Source organism: Thermodesulfobacterium geofontis OPF15, from assembly GCF_000215975.1.
GTDB lineage: Bacteria > Desulfobacterota > Thermodesulfobacteria > Thermodesulfobacteriales > Thermodesulfobacteriaceae > Thermodesulfobacterium > Thermodesulfobacterium geofontis.
The window spans coordinates 871,605-891,137 of record NC_015682.1 but is presented as its reverse complement, the minus strand read 5'-3'; the positions used below and the strand labels follow the sequence as shown (position 1 = coordinate 891,137).

Annotated in this window: 16 protein-coding genes; 5 read left to right on the top strand and 11 right to left on the bottom strand. The window is 30.7% G+C overall.

The features are described 5' to 3' along the window. The 3 genes from ileS to TOPB45_RS09155 all read right to left on the bottom strand — a co-directional run bounded on the left by ileS (position 1) and on the right by TOPB45_RS09155 (position 4,672). Positions 1-2,817 carry an isoleucine--tRNA ligase gene (ileS, locus tag TOPB45_RS04650; protein ID WP_013909698.1) on the bottom strand — a complete coding sequence of 939 codons (2,817 nt, stop codon included), beginning with the start codon at positions 2,815-2,817 and terminating at the stop codon, positions 1-3. A 165-nt stretch (positions 2,818-2,982) separates the two neighbouring features. Beyond that, positions 2,983-3,387, bottom strand: coding sequence for a sulfite exporter TauE/SafE family protein (locus TOPB45_RS09160; protein WP_013909697.1), 405 nt, complete (start codon positions 3,385-3,387; stop codon positions 2,983-2,985). Continuing rightward, entirely contained in the window at positions 3,377-4,672 is a 1,296-nt protein-coding gene (locus TOPB45_RS09155) for a sulfite exporter TauE/SafE family protein (RefSeq protein WP_013909696.1), read from the bottom strand. Before TOPB45_RS09155 ends, TOPB45_RS09160 begins: the two co-directional genes overlap by 11 nt. 275 nt (positions 4,673-4,947) lie before the next feature. On the opposite strand from TOPB45_RS09155, the gene TOPB45_RS04635 reads away from it, so the two are divergent. From TOPB45_RS04635 to TOPB45_RS04620, 4 genes are read left to right on the top strand one after another with little or no spacing between them, the layout of a single operon-like run. Next, positions 4,948-5,487 carry a DUF302 domain-containing protein gene (locus tag TOPB45_RS04635; RefSeq protein WP_201763784.1) on the top strand — a complete coding sequence of 180 codons (540 nt, stop codon included), beginning with the start codon at positions 4,948-4,950 and terminating at the stop codon, positions 5,485-5,487. A gap of 17 nt (positions 5,488-5,504) precedes the next feature. Further along, the gene (locus TOPB45_RS04630; protein ID WP_013909694.1) at positions 5,505-6,842 is read left to right on the top strand and encodes a porin; all 1,338 of its coding nucleotides are present in this window, start codon (positions 5,505-5,507) and stop codon (positions 6,840-6,842) included. 26 nt (positions 6,843-6,868) lie between these two features. Then, a complete protein-coding gene (locus TOPB45_RS04625) occupies positions 6,869-8,956 on the top strand; it encodes a molybdopterin-containing oxidoreductase family protein (protein WP_013909693.1) in 2,088 nt (695 codons plus the stop codon). Positions 8,957-8,969: 13 nt separating this feature from the next. Further along, entirely contained in the window at positions 8,970-9,446 is a 477-nt protein-coding gene (locus TOPB45_RS04620; RefSeq protein ID WP_013909692.1) for a 4Fe-4S dicluster domain-containing protein, read from the top strand. Between the two features lie 17 nt (positions 9,447-9,463). On the opposite strand, the gene TOPB45_RS04615 is transcribed toward TOPB45_RS04620, so the two are convergent. The 8 genes from TOPB45_RS04615 to TOPB45_RS04580 form a co-directional block, all read right to left on the bottom strand. Continuing rightward, on the bottom strand, positions 9,464-10,816 hold the full coding sequence (locus TOPB45_RS04615; RefSeq protein WP_013909691.1) for a sigma-54-dependent transcriptional regulator: 1,353 nt from the start codon (positions 10,814-10,816) through the stop codon (positions 9,464-9,466). Continuing rightward, positions 10,806-12,437 carry an ATP-binding protein gene (locus TOPB45_RS04610; RefSeq protein ID WP_013909690.1) on the bottom strand — a complete coding sequence of 544 codons (1,632 nt, stop codon included), beginning with the start codon at positions 12,435-12,437 and terminating at the stop codon, positions 10,806-10,808. Before TOPB45_RS04610 ends, TOPB45_RS04615 begins: the two co-directional genes overlap by 11 nt. Then, positions 12,394-13,962, bottom strand: coding sequence for a phosphate/phosphite/phosphonate ABC transporter substrate-binding protein (gene phnD, locus TOPB45_RS04605; RefSeq protein WP_408033207.1), 1,569 nt, complete (start codon positions 13,960-13,962; stop codon positions 12,394-12,396). Before phnD ends, TOPB45_RS04610 begins: the two co-directional genes overlap by 44 nt. A 202-nt stretch (positions 13,963-14,164) precedes the next feature. Then, positions 14,165-14,881 (bottom strand): sulfite exporter TauE/SafE family protein, encoded by a 717-nt coding sequence (locus TOPB45_RS04600; protein WP_013909688.1) that lies wholly within the window; start codon positions 14,879-14,881, stop codon positions 14,165-14,167. A 2-nt stretch (positions 14,882-14,883) separates the two neighbouring features. After that, positions 14,884-15,612 (bottom strand): formylmethanofuran dehydrogenase subunit E family protein, encoded by a 729-nt coding sequence (locus TOPB45_RS08585; protein WP_013909687.1) that lies wholly within the window; start codon positions 15,610-15,612, stop codon positions 14,884-14,886. 33 nt (positions 15,613-15,645) lie between these two features. Next, positions 15,646-15,888 carry a thioredoxin family protein gene (locus TOPB45_RS04590; protein WP_013909686.1) on the bottom strand — a complete coding sequence of 81 codons (243 nt, stop codon included), beginning with the start codon at positions 15,886-15,888 and terminating at the stop codon, positions 15,646-15,648. 42 nt (positions 15,889-15,930) lie between these two features. Further along, the gene (locus tag TOPB45_RS04585) at positions 15,931-16,986 is read right to left on the bottom strand and encodes a permease (protein WP_013909685.1); all 1,056 of its coding nucleotides are present in this window, start codon (positions 16,984-16,986) and stop codon (positions 15,931-15,933) included. After that, the gene (locus tag TOPB45_RS04580) at positions 16,986-17,327 is read right to left on the bottom strand and encodes an ArsR/SmtB family transcription factor (protein WP_013909684.1); all 342 of its coding nucleotides are present in this window, start codon (positions 17,325-17,327) and stop codon (positions 16,986-16,988) included. Before TOPB45_RS04580 ends, TOPB45_RS04585 begins: the two co-directional genes overlap by 1 nt. A 190-nt stretch (positions 17,328-17,517) precedes the next feature. Between TOPB45_RS04580 and TOPB45_RS04575 the strand changes: the two genes are divergently transcribed. Beyond that, complete coding sequence (locus tag TOPB45_RS04575) at positions 17,518-19,479, top strand: aldehyde ferredoxin oxidoreductase N-terminal domain-containing protein (protein ID WP_013909683.1); 1,962 nt, start codon at positions 17,518-17,520, stop codon at positions 19,477-19,479. The last annotated feature ends 54 nt before the right edge of the window (positions 19,480-19,533 follow it).

The window sequence follows — 19,533 nt, the reverse complement described above, 5'->3', positions numbered from 1 at the left end:
CTATTGTTTATTTAAAGACTTTATTACCTCATAACAACGATTGCAAAGATCAGGAATTTCAAGTTTACCTACCTCTGGTTTTCTTTGCCAGCATCTTTCACATTTTTTATTTTCTGTAGGTTTTATTTTTATAACTAAATTCTCAATTTCGTCTGATTGATAAACCACTTCTGATTCATTACTCTTTTCAATTTTTTCAGTTAATTCAAATTTAGACACCATAAGAAAATATTCCCAGAAAGAGGAATTTTCTAAGTATGGTTTCAGCTCTTCTCCAGCCTTTACAAATACTTCTGCAGAAAGAAAGGTATCTATAATCTTATAATCTTTTCTTGCTCTTTCTAAAGCTCTTAAAATTTCTTCTCTTAATTTTAAGTATTTTTCCCATTTTTTGATATCACTTTCTGAAAGTTCAAAAGTATAGGAAGGAAAATCTGTTAAAAATACAGACATTTCTTCAGCTTTATAAGGTAAACTTTGCCATATCTCTTCAGCAGTAAACGAAAGAATAGGTGCCATCAATTTTACTAAACTATCAAGAGCATAATAAAATACTGTTTGAGTTGCTCTTCTTTTAAAGCTATCAGGGAGTTCACAATAAAGATAATCTCTGTTAATATCTATAATTAAAGAAGAAAGCTCTACTACACAAAATCTGTGAAGTTCATGATATACAATATGAAAATCAAATCTTTCATAAGCCTTTCTAACTTTCTCAATTAGTTTGCTAAGTCTATAAAGAATATATTTTTCAAATTCTGGAAGTTTTTCAAAGGGAATTAGGTCTTTTTTGGGATCAAAATCGTATAAATTCCCTATAAGAAATCTACAGGTATTTCTTATTTTTCTATAAGATTCAACCAAACGATCTAAAATTTCTTTAGAAATTTTGATATCGTCCCTATAATCTTCAGCAGAAACCCAAAGTCTTACAATTTCTGCTCCGTACTGTTTAATTAAATCTTGTGGATGAATAACATTTCCAAGACTTTTTGACATCTTTCTTCCTTGTCCATCAACTACAAAACCATGGGTCAATATAGTTTTATAAGGAGGGACTCCTCTTGTTCCTATAGAGCATAAAAGAGAGCTATGAAACCAACCTCTGTGTTGGTCAGAACCTTCTAAATATAAATCAGCAGGAAAAGAAAGTTCTTCATTCTTTTCAAGAACCCCTGCAAAAGAAACTCCCGAATCAAACCAAACATCAAGAATATCTTTTTCTTTTTCAAATTCTTTACTTCCGCATTTGGGACAAGTTATGTCTTCTGGCAATAGTTCCTTAGGAGATTTTATAAACCAAGGATCACACCCTTCTTTTTCAAATAAAGAAATAACTTTTTCATAATACTTAAAATCTTTTAAAACTTCTTTACAGTTTTTACATTTGAAAACAGTTATAGGAACTCCCCACACCCTTTGGCGAGAAATACACCAGTCTGGTCTTTTTTCAAGCATGGAATAAAGACGATTCCTCCCCCAGGAAGGAATAAAATTTACCTTTTCAAGACTTTTTAAAGCCTTTTCTCTTAATCCCTTAGCTGACATGGAAATAAACCATTGGTCTTCAGCTCTAAAAATAATAGGTTTTTTACATCTCCAGCAATAGGGATAACTATGCTCAATTGTAGTATGATATAAAAGGTTACCCTTTTCTTTAAGAACCGATAGAATAACTTCATTAGCTTCATAGATATTCATTCCTCCAACTAAAGGAATATGAGAATAAAATTTTCCTTCTTCATCTACAGGAACATAAACCTCAAGATTATATTTCAAACCTATTTGATAATCCTCTTCTCCATGTCCTGGTGCTATATGAACAATACCTGTTCCTGTCTCTAAGGTTACAAAGTCTGCTAAAATAATTAAACTTTCTTTTTCATAAAAGGGATGAAAAGCTTTTTTACCTTCAAGTTTTTTAGTATCAATTTTAGCAATTATTTTAGGAAGCTCTTTATCTAATTCAGCACACAAAGAAGATATCCTTCCTTCAGCAACAATATAAAATTCTTCATCCCATTCAATAATAAGATAGTCAAATTCTGGATTAAATGCTAAAGCAAGATTAGCAGGCAGTGTCCAAGGGGTTGTTGTCCAAATAAAAATAGAGATGGGTTTTGAAATTTTTAAACTTAGATCTTTTTCTAAAAATTCTTTTGTCTCCTTAGTTAAAGGAAATTTAACATAAATGGAAGGGGATTTATGAGGTTCATATTCAACTTCTGCCTCTGCAAGGGCAGTAACACAATTAGGGCACCAAAAAACAGGTTTTTTTCTTTGATAAACTTGCTCACTTTCCAAAAATCTTAAAAATTCCCTTGCAATTGTAGCTTCATATTTAAAATCCATAGTAAGATAAGGAGAACCCCACTTAGCAAATACTCCAAGACGTTTAAATTCTTCTCTCTGAATGTTTATATATTTTTCTGCATATTTTCTACAGGCTTCTCTTATTACCAAAGGTGGAAGCTCACCCCTTTTAACATTTAATTCTTGTTCTACCTTAAGTTCTATAGGTAATCCGTGACAGTCCCAACCAGGAACAAAAGGCACTCTATATCCTAACATAGATTTACTTTTTACGATAATATCTTTTAAAATCTTATTTAAAGCAGTTCCTAAATGAATAGGTCCATTTGCATAAGGAGGACCGTCGTGCAAAATATATAAAGGTGCATTTGCCCTTTTTTCTAACATTTTTTCATATATCTTTTCTTTTTCCCAAAATTCTAAAAATAAGGGCTCTCTTTGAGTGAGATTGGCTTTCATAGGGAACTCAGTCTTTGGAAGATTTAAAGTCTCTTTCCAATCCATCAAGATCCCTCCTTTGAAAAATCTCAAATCAGATTTTCTATTTTATCACAACTTTACTAAAAAGATTATAGTAAGACTTTTTATAAAGAAAATATTGATTAAATTAAAGGACCGACCTAAGACTAAGTTAGGCCGGTCCTTAGAGGAATATGGAGGATTAGAGGATTAAGGAATAAATGGAACATTTAAGAGTTTTAATCCAAGATAAATTATACCTATAGCAGCAACTCTTTTAACCCAGACAGGACTCAATCTTTTAGCAATTCTTGGTCCTACAAAACCAGCTGCTACTGCACCTATAGCCATAACTATAAATAACAAAAGGTCAGTTTGTCCAAAAAAGAAATAACGTAAGCTCCCCATAAGGGTATTAAAAAAGATAGCTAAAAGTGAACTTCCTACTACTACATAAATTGGAAGACCCATGATAACTGTCATAAGGGGAACTACAAAGGGTCCTCCTCCGAAACCTCCTAAACTTGAGGCAACAGCGATCAAAAACCCTCCTATAGCACCAATTATCATATTAGCTTCAAACTCTTGTCCCCAAAATTCTACCTTAAGCTTCATACGTTTCACCTCCTATTTTGGATTTTCTTTCCTTAGCTTCCTTAGCACGTTTTAGATATTCTTGAAGAATAGCCCTTTCCTTCTTATTCTTTTCAATATAACCTGGGGTTGTCTGCCAGAGAAGAAGGGCTGCAAGTATTAAAAGTATAATTCCAAAGATAAACTTATATTCCTCTAAAGTAACAAACTGATTTAAAAGAGGACCTAAGAAACCACCGATTAACATAAAAATACCTACTCCGATTCCAAGTTTCCAATTGATAAATCCTATTTTTGAGTAATTGTAAATCCCTGAAGCCTGGCTAAAAAGTACGGTGGGCATTACTGAACCAGCAACCACACCATGAGGTAATCCATAAATAAGAATCAATAAAGGATTTAAAATAAAACCTCCACCTGCTCCCATTATTACTCCAAAAGTACAAATAAGAAAAGATAATATAAGAGGTCCAAACATATTAGTAGAAGTCCCGGCTACAGGAAAATATACCTTAGGAAAAGAAATATTATGAGTTAGTTGAATAGGGTCACTTTTTACTTCTTTATTAGCTACAGCTACCACTATAAACTCCCCTTTGGGAGCATTCTCAGGAAGTGTTATCTCTGTCTCAAAGGTTCCATCAGGATTGTTTTTAATTTTTGTAAGTATAAAAATTTTCTCAAATTCTTTAAACCTTGTTTGAATTAATCTGGCAGCTTCCTTACTTATGTCCTTTTTATCAGTAAGAGGTTCTAATTTAATACCTCTTGAGCCTATAATAGCCCTTAATACTGTAGTCTTCCACACATCAATTTGTTTAATTTCTTTAACAGGGGTGATAAAGGCTACATTAGCATTACTTTCCTTTAAAAATTCTCCTATTCTCCATTTTTTATCCTGTTTGTATTTTTGATAGATTTCTTTTACGGGTCTTTCTTCTACCGTTCCATTTTTATCTACCTTAGCTATATAATCATCGGCGATCCATATTTGATAAAAAGCTGGTATTTCTTTACTTAAATAAAATTTAAAATCCTTTCTATCCAATCTACTAACTTGTACTTTTTCCTTAGAAGTAATTTCTATAAAATTTACTCTGTAACCTTCAGGCACTTTTCCTGTAAGTTTGATTTTTTCACCACCTTTAAAGGATGTTTTATCAGCCTGTAGCTCAATTTTTAAAGATGGTGCTTCCTTAGTAGGTTCGGTAAGCTTAACCTGGGAATGTGCTAAAAGATGGTTAGAAAAAAGAATAAAAATAAATAATAGAAAGGAAATAAAATTAAATTTTAATTTGTACCGCATAACCCTCCCCTCCTTTTGGTTTTTAAAAAGTGTGAGCAAAGAATGTGCCTATTAAAAAATTTCCTAAATTTCTAAAATTCAAATCTTTTAGTTTTTTATTTTCGTTCCTCCATTGTCCCATTCGGAACAACCATTGTTCCCTTTCGGACAATATTTATTTTTTAAAATTTTTTAAAAATTAATAATTTCAATCAATTTAACATTATTAAATTTTTGGCATCAACTTTGCTTTTTCATAATTAAAAATTTCAGTAAAAAGCATTATGAGGAAAGATTTGCTTAAAAATGTATTTATAACTATTTTTTCTATGACTATTATTTCTTGTGGGGGTGTGATAAAGGATATATCTTTTGAAACTGGAGACTATTTAGGAACAGGATATGATGAAAAAGAAGCAATCCCTGAACCTTCAGAAGAGGAAGAAATGTCTGATGTATATGAAAAAGCAACCAGATGGTCTTATGAAGAACTGGATAAGTTCTTAAGAACTGAACTTGAAAAAAAGAATTTTAAAATTTTCCATATATTAAAATTATTAGAAGAACAAGAAAATAAGGATTTATGGGGAAATATATGCATATATCTTATCTATAAAACACCTCAATATGCAAAAATAATAAAACATAATCCACAGCTTATATCACAATTTCCCTTCAAAATATACGTATACGAAAAAAATGGAAGAATAATAGTGGGAACATTTAAACCAAGTACAGCGATTAGATATATGGGTAATTTGGACACTGAAAGTATAAAAGCTTTAAAAGAGTTGGATTTAGAACTTAAAGAAATAATAGACAAGATAGCAAAATAAAAGGAGGGGGGTGGATTATGAAAAAAATAGTAAAAAAATTAAAGAAAAAAGCTTTATTAACAGAGGTAGGATTGGCAAGTGCAATATTATTTACTACATCAACTAATGCTGCGCCCACATTTACCTTTGGAGAAGGTCAAGAACTTGAAATCTTTTTCTGCAATCAACTCTGGGCTATTTATACAATGGATAGAGTAGAAAATGGTACAAAATATGACAATAGATGGGATTTTTTCCTCAGAAGATCAAGGCTTGGTTTCCAAGGAAAGATAAGTGAAAATTTGTCTTGGAGAGTTTGGTTTGCTTATGATAATGTAGGAATGGATCCACATACTGCTATTACTAATAATAACAATGTAGGGTTGGTAAATTACAATGTTAATAACCGAGAGTTTTATATTTGGGATGCCATGTTTACATATGCACTTCATAAAAACTGGGCTAACATAACTATAGGATATTTTAGACCACAAGTAGGAAGAGAGAGCATCACAGCAGGTTTTGAAGTTCCTTCTTTGGAAAAAGCATTAGCAAATTTTTATCCAAGAATGCATTTAGTAGGTACAGGACCTGGACGTGAAACAGGTATTAATATAGGTGGTTTGTATAATGATGAAAAAAGAAAATGGGGAATAAACTATAATTTTGGTGTATTTAATGTAGATAAATTTAGTGGTGATAAAGGTGGAGACAATCTTCTTTATACTGGAAGAGTAGCTATCACTCTTGGTGATCCAGAAATGAAAAAATATACCTTAGGATATAAAGTAAATTATTTTGGAAAAAGAAATGGTATCACCTTTGCTATAAATTATGCTTATCAAGGAAGAGCAAAACCCACAATCTCTTATCCTTTAGCTGCTGATATTTGGTATACACTTGGAAATAGTACCAAATATTTTGATCCTAAAAATAGCAAATTAAATAAACCATTTAAAAATAATCAAATGATAGGTTTTGATATACTTGCTAATTATAAAAACTTTACTTTCAATGCCGAATATGATGTGCTAAAAAGAAATTTTGATGAATCTGATTTTAACTATGATGATAAAGTATGGCATATAAGAATAGGTTATAATTTTGTTCTTCCAAATAAAACTATACTTGAGCCAGCAATAACTTACCAAAAATGGGAAGGAGATAAAAATAGTTTAAATGGTGACGGTGAATTAAGAGTTATAGATATAGGGTTAAATTGGTATATAAAAGAAAACAAATTGAAATTAAGTATTCATTATGTTGATCAAGATGGTTCAGCAAGGTCAGCTTATAATTCATATAATCCAAATATAAAAATGGAGAAAGGAGCAGCGGGAGATTATATCGGAGTAGGTTTACAGCTAATATTCTAAATATTTTTAAATTGTAAGGAGGAAACATGAAAAAGCAAGTTTTTTCAGTATGTGGTATGTGTTCTGCTCGCTGTCCTATAAGAGTGGAGGTTGAAGATGGAAAAATTACTTGGATAGAAGGAAATCCTTATGTAGCAGGATTAGAAGGAGCTCTTTGTGCAAGAGGCTCTGCTGCTATAGCTCATATATATGATAATGAACGTCCACAAGGACCAATGATAAGAACTGGAGAAAGAGGTTCTGGGAAATGGAAAAGGGTCTCCTGGGAAGAGGCAATGAGTTATGTAGTTAATCGTCTTTTTGAAATTATTGGTAAGTATGGAGCTAAATCAGTTGCTCTTTTAGATAGAGGTGCTGGTATTTTTGGAGAGATGCAAAGAGTTTTTATTAGAGCTATTGGATCCCCCAATTATTTCAACCATGATGATTTTTGCAGAAAGAATGTTGATCTTGCCTTACAAAGTTTAATAGGCATTCCAAGAAATCAAATAAGTTACGATTTTGCTAATACTAAACATATAGTTTCTTTTGGAAGGGCTTTTTTTGATGCATTATCTGTAAGAGAGGCTAATAACATACTTAAAGCTTTAGAAAATGGTGCTAAGTTTACTTATTTTGACCCAAGAGTAAATGTTACTGCAACTAAAGCAACAAAATATTTAAGAATAAGACCTGGAACAGATTACGCAGTTATATTAGCTCTTATATATCAAATTTTAAAGGAAGAACTTTATGATAGAGATTTTGTAGAAAAATATATAATGGGACTTTCTGAACTTGAAGAATTTATCAAACCCTACACACCTAAATGGGCTGAAAAAGAATCTGAAGTTCCTGAATCTGAAATTATAAATCTTGCAAGAGAACTTGGTGAAGCTAAACCTAAAGTAATTATCTATCCCTATTGGTTTGGTGCAAGATATGTAGATTCTTTCTACTTTGCCAGGGCTGTTTGGATACTAAACTTTTTACTTGGAAATTTAGAGCAAAAAGGTGGCTTAATTTTAGCTAAATCTCCTAAGGAAGTAGGAGCAAATCCCTTAAAAAGTCTTTTAGACCCAATCCCAGCACCTCAGGATAAAAGGATTGAAGCAGAATTGGGGAAAGGTTTTTTGTATGACGGAGCCGGGCATATTTTACATCTTTTTAAAGCAATAAAAACAGAGGAACCTTATCCCATAAAAGCGCTAATTGTCTATAGATACGATCCTTTTGCAGGAATACCTTTAGAAGACATAAAAGCAATTATCAAAAATCTTGATCTTTTAGTCCATATCCCAGTGGATTACGGAACTACTGGTTGGTTTGCTGATGTTATCCTCCCAGAATCAACTTTTCTTGAAAGGGATGATATTATAGGATTACAAAGAGGAGCTAAACCTGCATTTATAGTAAGAAAAAAAGCGATAGATCCTGTTTATGATACTAAACCGAGATGGTGGATCTTCACTGAATTATGTAAAAGGCTTGGTTTAGAAAAATATGTCCCCTATGAAACCATAGAAGACATTTGGAATTATCAATTAGAAGGGACAGGAATAAAAATAGAGGACTTTGATGAGAAAGGTTTGGTTCCTCTTTGTAAAGAACCTCTTCTTTATCCAAGAGATCAACTTAAGTTTAAAACCCCCTCTGGAAAGATAGAAATAGTTTCTTCAAAAATGCAAGAAAGAGAGGTACCTATTTTTTATTCCTATAAATCTCCAGAAAGACCTAAAATTGAAGAGGGTGAATTTAGACTTATTTTTGGGAGGATAGCTGTGCATACCCATTCAAGAACCCAGAACAATCCTTTGTTAAATGAAATTAAACCAGAAAACGAACTTTGGATAAACTCAGAGATAGCAGAAAAGCTGAATATAAAAGATGGAGATTTGATAGAAGTCTCCTCAGGAGATTATACTGGAAAAATTAAAGCTAAAGTAACTCCTTATATCCATCCTGAGGCTGTATTTATGGTGAGAGGTTATCAGAATGATATTCCTTGGCTTAGTAGAGTTTATGGTAAAGGTCTTAATGAGGGAAGGCTCCTTAAAGGAGTTCTTGATAAATTTGCATTTGGTAGCTATACTGGAGCACTTTTTGAGGTCTTTGTAAAAGTAAAAAAAGTTTAAGGAGGTTGATTTTATGGCAATTTATCGAATATTACAAAATCATAATCGATGTATCGGCTGTTTTGCCTGTATAGTTCATTGCAAAACCAACAAAGGATTAGCTCCTGGTCCAAGGCTTTGTAATATAATTCCTAAGGAAATAAAAATAGAAAATGGGCGAATAACTCAGCGATTTGTTTTTATGACATGCTTTCATTGCAAAGATCCAGAATGTATGAAAGCCTGTCCCACAGGAGCAATACAAAAAAGATCAAAAGACGGCATAGTTTTTATAGATCAAGATCTTTGCATAGGATGTAAAGAATGTATTACAGCTTGTCCTTGGAATATACCACAATTTGATCCAGAAACTGGTAAAGTTGTTAAGTGTGATTATTGTAAAGATAGAATCGATCAAGGACTTCTTCCTGCTTGTGTATCAAAATGTACCACCCATGCTTTGAAATGGGAAATTATTAGGAAAAAAACAAAGAAAACAGCAACTCAATAAATTTTTAAACGTGTTTTTTAATTATTTTGATTGCTTGAAATAGGAAGCAATCCATGATGTTTCATTTTAGTTCGAAGTTGTTTTCTTGAAATACCTAATAATTGGGCAGCTTTTGTTTGATTCCAGCCAGTTTCATTTAACGCTTTTATAATAAGAGCTTTTTCCATCTCTAATAAATTTAAAGTATTTAAAGAAAAATCATTTGTTTTACTTTCTTTACCTAAAATTCTCTTAGGTAAGTGTTTGAGAGATATAACTCCAGAGGTAGAAAGAATAACTGCACGTTCGATTACATTTGCAAGCTCCCTTACATTCCCAGGCCAATCATAATTAAGAAGAACATCCAGTACTTCAGGTTCTATAGTAGGGATAGGACGGTTGTTTTCTTTAGCAAACTTCTGAACAAAGTGTTGGACAAGAAGAGGGATATCTTCTTTTCTTTCTCTAAGAGGAGGTAAATGTATTCTTACTACATTTAGTCTCCAATAAAGATCTTCTCTAAAGACACCTTCTTTTACTGCTCTTTCAAGATCTCTGTTAGTTGCAGCAATAACTCTTACATCAACTTTAATTTTGTTGAGACTTCCTAATCTTTGTATTTCTCTTTCTTGTAGAAACCTGAGCAATTTTTTTTGTAAATTTAAAGAAAGATCTCCTATTTCATCTAAAAAAATTGTACCACTGTTTGCTAGCTCTATTAATCCAATTTTTCTTTCGGTAGCTCCTGTGAAAGCTCCTTTTTCGTATCCAAAAAGTTCAGACTCTAAAAGATTATCTGGTATAGTAGCACAATCAACCACTATAAAAGGGTGGTTTTTTCTTTTTGAAAGTCGATGAATAGCTCGTGCTACTAATTCCTTACCTGTACCAGATTCTCCTGTTATAAGCACATTAGAGTTGCTATCTGCTACCATTTCTATAATATAAAAAATTTCTCGCATTGCCTGACTTTTAGCTATTATTTCTGGAAACTTATAAGAGATATCTTCCTGATGGCTTAAGATTTCATGTTTAGAAATAGCTTCTTTAATGGTTTCAAGAAGAACTGTAGGATCTACAGGTTTTACTAAATAATGAAAAGCTCCTAATTTCATTGCTTCTACTGCTTTTTCTATAGTTCCATAAGCAGTAAGCATAATGACTGGAATGTTAATATTCTCCTTTTTTAACCATTTTAACATCTCTATTCCATCTTTCCCTGGGAGTCTGTAATCAAGAAGGAGACAGTGAGGTTTATGTTTTTGAAGTTGTGAGATACCCTCTTCGACTGTCTGGGCAGTAAATACAGTATAATTATGTTTTTTAAGAATAACTGAGATAGTTTTTAAGCTATTTATTTCATCATCAATAAAAAGTATTTTATAACTCATATTTTATCGGAAGAAAAACCTTAAATTCTGTTCCTTCTCCTTTTTTACTAAAAACGGTAATCTTCCCACCATGTTCTCTAACAATTCTTTCTACACAAGCAAGACCTAACCCTGACCCTGTAACTTTAGTAGTAAAAAAGGGCTCAAAAATTTTGTCAAGAATTTCTTCTGGAATCCCCTCTCCAGTATCTTTTACAGAAATTACCACAAAATCTCCTTCTTTTTGAGTAATCACCCAAATTTTATCACCTTCTTTGGTAGCATCTTCTGCATTTACCAATAGATTTAGAATCATCTGTTTAATCTGGGATGGGTCAAAATAAAATTCTGGAATAGATTGATCTAAGTTCATTTCTATTATCTTCTCCTCTTCTTCAAATTCTGTTTTCATCAAATTTATTACATCTTTAATAATAGTATTGATATTGGCTTTTTCAAGTTTTAGGGAAATAGGCCTTGCATAAGTTAAGAAGCTGGTTATAAGTTCATTTAATCTTTGAGTCTCTCTATCTATAATTGAGAGAAACTCTTGAAATACTTTTCCTTTAAAATTAGCCTTCAAATACGAACAAGCAGCTTTAATAGAATTTAAAGGATTTTTAATTTCGTGCGCTACTACCATAGCCATTTCTGAAACTGCAGAAATCTTTTCAAGTTTAATTTTTTCTTGAGTAGCTCTGTGAAGTTCTTCCATATAAAATTTAAGGTCTACCATCATTTTATTAAAACTTTCTATTACATAACCCAATTCGTCTTTACAAGAATATTTATAAACATAGCAATCTTCACAATCTTTTTGTAATACCTCTTTACACCATTTTCTTGAGGTTTCATAAAGCCAACACCTTGTTTTACCATAAGCAGGACATTGAGTCTCTTGACATTTGTAAAAATCTTTACAAAGAATAAGGTTTTCATTCTCGCAAAGTTCAAATTCATTTATTTGAGCTTTCTTAATGCTTTCTTTAAGTTTAGCAAGCGGTTGAGTAAGAGTAATAGAAATAAAATAAGAAACAATTAAAGCTATTACTAAAAAAATTCCTGAAATAAAAATCATATAATTCTTGAGAGTTTTTATTGATTGATTTATAAATTCTTCAAGTTCTACCTCTGAAACTCCTACTCTTACTGCACCTAAGTAAAAATCTTCTTTAAAAACCGGTAGATTAATATGCCTTATTTTATTTGAATCAACTATTTCCCAATTTCTAAAAGTAAAACTATTTATAGGTATAAAATTCCCTAATTGTGAAGCATTACTATGAGCTACTATTTTTCCTTTTTTATCAATTACCATTACATAAACTATTCCTGGAGTAGTTTTAAGAGAATTAACCTTTTCGTCAAGCTTTAATGGATCAAAAAAAATTAACCCATCTACTAATTCTAAAGAAAAAATTTCTAAATTGTGCTTTAATCCTTGATAATATTGTTTTTTTAAAGATTTTTTTTGATAATTTATAATTAGAAAATTAACGCTAAAAATTAATAAAATTATAATAAACAAAAAAGAAAGAAACAGTCTGTTTCTGATACTGAATCTTCTTAAAAGTTTATAAAAAGAAGATAGAGGGTCTTTAAAAATTAACATATTTTTTAAGTAGTTCAAATTCTCTCTCATCAACAGGTCTAAATCCTTTTACTTTTAAATTTTTTAATATCGGGTCAGGCAAATTAATTATTGTTTCTTTAACCATTCTTTCAAGATCTTTATCTGCTTTAATTACTGCCCAAGGCCAATTAGGAAGAAATTCTGTAGGAGTTAAAATTTTTATTTGAGAAATATCTACCTCTTCACTAAATACTCCAAGAGCTGATTCTCTTATAAATCCAGCGTCAGCCATTTTTTTATATACACCTATGATAACTTTTTCTTGTCTTTTGGCGTCAATTAGATGAAAATCTTTTTTTAATTTATACCCTCTTTTCTCTAAATAAATTTTTTGAGATAAAAAGCCCCCAGCAGAATAAGGGGATACTATCAAAATTTTTTTATTTTTCAGATCTTCTATATTTTTAATAGGACTGTCTTTTCTTACAATAATTACCCCTCTAAATTTATCTCCTCCACAGATTTCACTTGGGTTATCTGTACAATCTTCTCCCACTGTCAATGCTATCGCTTTAGCATACCCACCTTTTGACAAAATAGCATATACATAAGGATTTTGATAGCTAAAATGTACTTTCCCTTTTTTTACTATGTTAATAAACTCTTCGAAATCCTTAGGAATAACTATTTTAAATTCTCTTCCTGTCTTTTCTGAGAGATATCTCATTAGAGGGTCAAACCTTTTGTAAATGGTGAGTGGACTATAAAGAGGAAGTATGGCTACTTTAATAGTATCGGGTTTGTATTCTATTAAGTCTTTACCTTTAAATAATTTAATTAAAACCCTTATGTAGTCAAAATCTCTATCCTCAGCAGGAACAAATTTTTCAACCTTTAAAGAACTTAAAACTTCTTCAGGAAGAGAAGAAAAAATTTCTTTAAAAGATTCTTTTTCTTTTAAAGAATTTGTGGAAGCTATTAAATATACGGGTACTTTTTCGGATGCTTTTATTATTTTTAGGCCAGAGTTTAGATAAGTTTGGGCTACAATCTCACTTAGAGCCCCCACTTCATAATCTCCTAATAATACTGATAAAGCAATTCTTTTGTCTTTAATTAAAAAATCTACTTTCGAAAAATCATTCAAGGACAAATCTAAATCTTTTAACATAGAAAGAGGTATAAGGTAACTAAAAGAAGATCTTTTATCTCCTAAAGCAAGTTTTTTATTTACTGCGTCAAAAATTCTTTCTATACCAGAATTTTCTTTGGTTACAAAAACACTACTTGCTTCTCCCTGTCCTCCTTTAGGCTTTACTAATGGAAATATTTTTTCTGGATAAAGAGCTTTTAATTCACAATAAAAGGCTGGATCAATTATCAAGAGATGAAGCTTTTCTTCTTTAATTTTTTTAGCGATTTCATCAAAATCCGCAGATATATCTATAAAAACTGGTCTTTTAATCTTTTTTTCTAAGAAAGTTTTTAATGGATAAAGTTGTAAAAAAGTTTGTTGAGGAGAATCTACATTTAAAAGTCCTATTACTAAAGGAGAACCAGTTAGAATTGCATTAGTTTCAGCTTTAGATTCTATAGATTGTTTAGATTTATTTCTTGAACAACTTGTTATAAAAAAAATAAAAGAAAAATAATTATAAAATTTAAAATTTTGAACTTATTTAACATATTTAAAATCTCTCTTATAAAGTAATTTTATTATATTAAAATGTAACAAATTTTAAAATAAACAAGATCTACTTTGAGAATTACAATTCTATGAAAATATGGAGGCTATTTTATAGGCTGTTACTATTACGATCAAGATGCCAAAAATTTGCTTTATTCTTCCACTTGGAACATAGAGACTGGTAGCCCTTGCACCAAGAAAAGAAAAGATAGCACCTATAATTACTAAAATAAAGGTTAAATTTAGATTCCAATGGGCTAAGCTTAAATGGGGGATAAGTGCTGAAAAAAGAGGGAGGACATACTGCAAAGGCGTTAATTCCTGCAGCTTTTTTAGGATCAAAACCGCATAAAATAAGAGTTGGCATAAGTAAAAAGCCTGGACCTACTCCAAGAAGACCACTTAAAACAGATATAGGAATAGCAAGAATAGTAACTAATTTAAAATTTTCCTTAACAACTTTCCGCGCTTTAAAGGGCTTAAAAAGTCTATAAGCAAGATATAGAACTGCTAAAAAATAAATTACCCAGATTATATTTTGATTTATAAATTGAGCAATAAGTGCACCTATAGGAGCTGAAAGCGTAGTAATAAATGAGAGATAAATTGCTTTTTTCCAATCTACAAAGCCACTTTTAGCAAATCCTAAGGCACTAAGAAAAGCAGTTACTCCATTTAATAAAAGACTTAAAGGTTGGACTTGATGTACAAGGTCTTGCATAAATAGACCTAAAAAAGGAATAGCAGAAAAGGCAACCCCCAAACCAAGCATTCCTGAAATAAAAGAAAGAATAGCTAATCCTATAACTATTACTAAGTTTTCCATACCTATTTTCTCCTTGGTATATTCTTATTTATTATATCTGTGCGCTCTCCAAAAAGATCTATAGGAACAAATTGATAATTTTCTAATTTTTTAATTTCTAAAATTTCCGTAGGTGGTGTATTTAAAAGTTTTTTTATTAAATCCTCTGCCATTTTTTCAAGTCTATCTATATCTTCTGGATCAACACTTTTACCTTCAAATCTTAATTTTTTGATTTTTGCTTCAAGCTTACTCATTTCTTCTGGAAAGACACCAGGTTTTAGATGAACTTGATAGGTTTCCCCAGTTGATATTCTTTGGATAATAAATCCGTCTCCTATGGAATTATCTATTCTTAAAGTTTTAAAGTTTATTCTTGCTCCGGTCAAATAACTAACTGCATCAACCCAACAGGGACCATTTTTTGAAACCGCTATTAAATCAGTTTTATCAACAATACCATCAGGAAAAAGAAGTTTTAAAACCTCCTTTATTTCTATATAAGCAATTACAAGCCCATCACAAAGATGCCCATGAAATTTAATCAAATCTTTAAGTCCTATTTCTTTATATTTTAATGCATATCTTCCTAAGGCACTTTCTGTATCAAGAACCTTGATAGGTGTATTATATTTTGCTTTAGCTACCCACTCAGGATAATACCAATCTGGTAAAAATTCATCACAGGCCTTAGATTTAAAATTTATATTTATTATAAAAACAAAAAACAGTAGGATAAAAAATTTTTTCATGATGTTCTTTTAAATAAATTTTCTAAAATTTTTTTATTTTGCCATTTTTGACAAAATCTCTTTCAATTCTTCAACAGTAGGAACTTTACCAGAAACTACTACTTGTCCATTAATTACTATAGCAGGCGTAAGTATTATTCCTAATTTGGGAAATTCTTTTACATCGTAAAGATGAGTAATTCTAGCTTCTAATCCCAATTCTTCGCAAGCTTTCTTAATATTATTCTCAGTAGCTATACATCTTGGACAACCTGGTCCAGCAACTATTATTTCCATCTTAATCCCCCTTTTTAAAATTTAAAATAAAATTTTAAAATTTTAAAATATAAAATTTCCAAAAAACCAACCCACTAAGGTCCCAAGTATTATGATAGTGGGAATGTAAACTAAAGCCTTTTTAACCCCGAAAACTTTTGCTATAGCTAACCAATTGGGAAGACTTATCCCTGGTCCAGTTAAAAGTAAGGCAAGAGCAGGTCCTTTCCCCATTCCTAACTTCATAAGAGTATCTACAAAAGGAGCCTCAGTCATAGTAGCAAAGTAACTTACAGCACCTATAAAAGTTGCAAAAAAAGAAGCTGATAAACTTTTCCCTCCAAGCCAAGTTTTTATCCATTCTTCAGGCAAAATTTTCCCAATTATCCCTACAATAAAAACTCCTAATAAAAGAAGAGGAAAAATAAGTCTTATAAACCACCATGTTTCTCTAAGCCAATCCCTTATTTTATCTTTAGGAATATTAATAATTGCATAAATAACCATTATAAATGTAAAAAAAGCCCATACTAAAACTTTATGCCAATAAGGTCCACTTCTTACTAAATAGTTTGGAGAAAGTAAAGACAAAAGTATTAAAATTATTAAAATTAAATATTTTTTAGGAAGGATACTTTTTTCTCCAAATTCAGCTTTTAACTCAGCTTTTAATAAAGATTCTTTAGATTTTCTTTCAAAGACTAAAACCATTATCCAACCAACTATAAAAGCCATGAGGAGAGCTGAAACAATTCTTGATAATACCATTTTAGTTCCAAGAATTGCCCCTGTATAAATAAGAGCTAATATGTTAGCTGCAGGTGCAACCCAGAGAATAATAAAAACAACTCCAATGCTTGCTCCTGTATAATAAAGCCCACTTGCAACAGGAATTACAGTACATGAACAGGCAGCTAATAAAAAACTTGAAATACTTGCTAAAGAAAAGGATCTAATTTTATTTGCCTCAGAACCTAAATACTTAATTATTACTGATTTATCTATAAAGGTGACCATAGCACCAGCTAATAAAAAAGCAGGAATAAGACAAGTAATAACATGTTTAGCAATGTAATCTTCTAAAGCCAAAAGCCCAGCCATTAATAATTCTTTAATCATCAAAGAATACCTCCTTCTAAATCTTTGGTAATTTCTTCATATCTACTTGGATTTTCCTTTTCAAAGGATTTTAATTTTTCAAGAACCGACAAAATTAAAAATCTTTTAAATAAATCAGAATCATCCAGGCTATAAAAGATACGATTTCCTTCCCTTCTACTTTTTATTAACCCAGCATCTTTTAAAATACTTAAATGGAAAGAAACCTTTGGTTGATCCATATTTAGAAGAGAGACAATTTCACACACACAAAATTCTCCCTTTTCTAAAATCTTTAAAATTTTTAATCTTATTTCCTCAGAAAGTGCTTTAAAAATCTTAACCAAATCTTTTAAATCCATATCTTAAAAAATATAAAAAATTTTTTATATATGTCAAGTTAAATTAGTTAAAAAATTTTAGGATTGTAAAAAGCAAATTTAAAAATTTTTATTAAAAAAATTTTTAGAATTTCTTTAATTTAGTGGAATAACAAAAAAATTATGCTAAAGTAATAAAAATTGTGAGAATCTTAAAGAGGGGAAAAATAATATGATTATTTATAAAGTTCTATTTATTGATGTAGGTTCTCTAAGATGGGAAATAAAAGAATATGAAATCCCTCCTTATTTAGGACCTGTTGAAATTGGAGTTAAAATCCATTTAGAAGAAATTGAAAGCTGGAAGTATGAAATATTTAGCCCCCAAAATGTTTTATTCCTTGGAACAGGTCCTTTTGCTGGAAGCAAAATTTTTGGAACTCATAGATTGGTAGCAGTTTTTAGAAGTCCAGAAAGTTTAGGTCTTCATATTTCTGAAGCTGGAGGAGTTGCCTATAAGTTTATAGGCTCTGGTATAAATGGATTGGTCATTTATGGTAAAAGTGAAGAACCTCTTCTTATTTTTGTTGAAGGAGAAGAAAAAACCAAAGTTATTTTTGAAAAAATTAGTTTTGATAATTTAAACAGAATATATGAAGGTTATGGGAATTATTTTGGAGCTTATGCTTTAACAAAGTGGTTATTAGATATTTATAGTGACTTTTACATTGAAAATAATGCCAGAGCAGTAGTTGTTGGTCCTGGAGCATGGCAAACAAGATTTGGTTCCCTTGTTTCTATAGATGTAAATCCTGAGACAAAAGATTTAATTATAGGAAGTGAAGATTTTGCAGGCAGAGGAGGAGCAGGCTCAATTTTAGCTCAAGCGCATAATGTGGCAGGAATAATTGCTGGTGGAAAAATAAAACCTCAGCTTCCTGAAATTTTAGTAAATATTAGAAACTTTAATGAATTTTTTAAAAAAATTACAGGAAGAGAATATTTTAATGCAGTTAATTTAGCAACTACTAAATATAGATTTGATCCTAAAACAGGAGCAGGAGGAACCTTTGGTTCCAATTATCCCTATTATAAGGAGTGGCTTCCTACTTTCGGTTATAATAGTATTTATTTAAAAAAAGAAATAAGAAGAAAAATCTCCGATATAGTTTTAAAAAACTACTGGGAACCTTTTAAGGAAGAAACCTTTGTAAAAACTAAAAATTGGAAAACCTGTGGAGAACCTTGCTCAGTTGCCTGTAAAAAGATCTGGAAAAGAAAAAAAGTAGATTATGAACCATTCCAAGGGGTTGGACCTTTAATAGGTGTTTTTGATCTAAAAGAAGCTTCACGAATAGTTGACCTTATAGATAATGCAGGTCTTGATGCCATTACTACAGGACATATAGTTTCTTTTCTTTTAGAGGCTGTAAATAGAGGATTACTAACTTGTGAAGAAGTAGGAATTTCTTCTCATCCCAATCTTGATCCCTTAATTTTAAATCCTGAAAAATGGCATATAAATGGGCTATTAGCTGAAGAAATTATTCAAAACTTACTTAATAAAAAAACCCCAGTTTTAAAAGATATTGCAGAAAAGGGGTTAAGAAAAACAATAAAAATTTTAGATCAAAAATATGAAGAAAGAATTGAAAAAGCAGGGACTTCTTTTAAAGATATAGCTCTTTATCAGCCCTATGGAGAGGATGGATATATGACTCCCAATTTTTATTGGACTCCTGGCTTCTTCATCCCCATTTTTGTTAATGGAAAATACTGGACTGAATATAGATTAATTTTTACCGAACCTGAAGAATTTGTAGAACTTGTTTATGAAAGAGTAATTAAAGAACTTGCTATTTCCAATGCAGGATTTTGTAGATTTCATAGAGGTTGGGCTGAAAATTTTCTTGAAAAACTTTATGAAATTTTTGGGATAAAAAATTTAGAAGAAAAATTAAAGGAGGTATATAAAAATATAGCTATCTATAATATTAAAGCTGGTTCAATTCCTAAACCTCTTGAGGGAGAAAAAGCCATAGATATTTTTAGCACCTTAGCTGAAGAACTCCAAGTTCAAAGATGGAATACAAAATTTTCTAAAGACAAAAGAAGGGCTTATCAAGAATGGTTTGAAAGGTTTTTCATTTCCTATATTTATCATGTAGGATTAGATTTTTCCTTAATTAAATAATTTCATTCAAATTTTTAAAAAATAAAAAAAATTTAAAAAAATTTAAAAAAAATT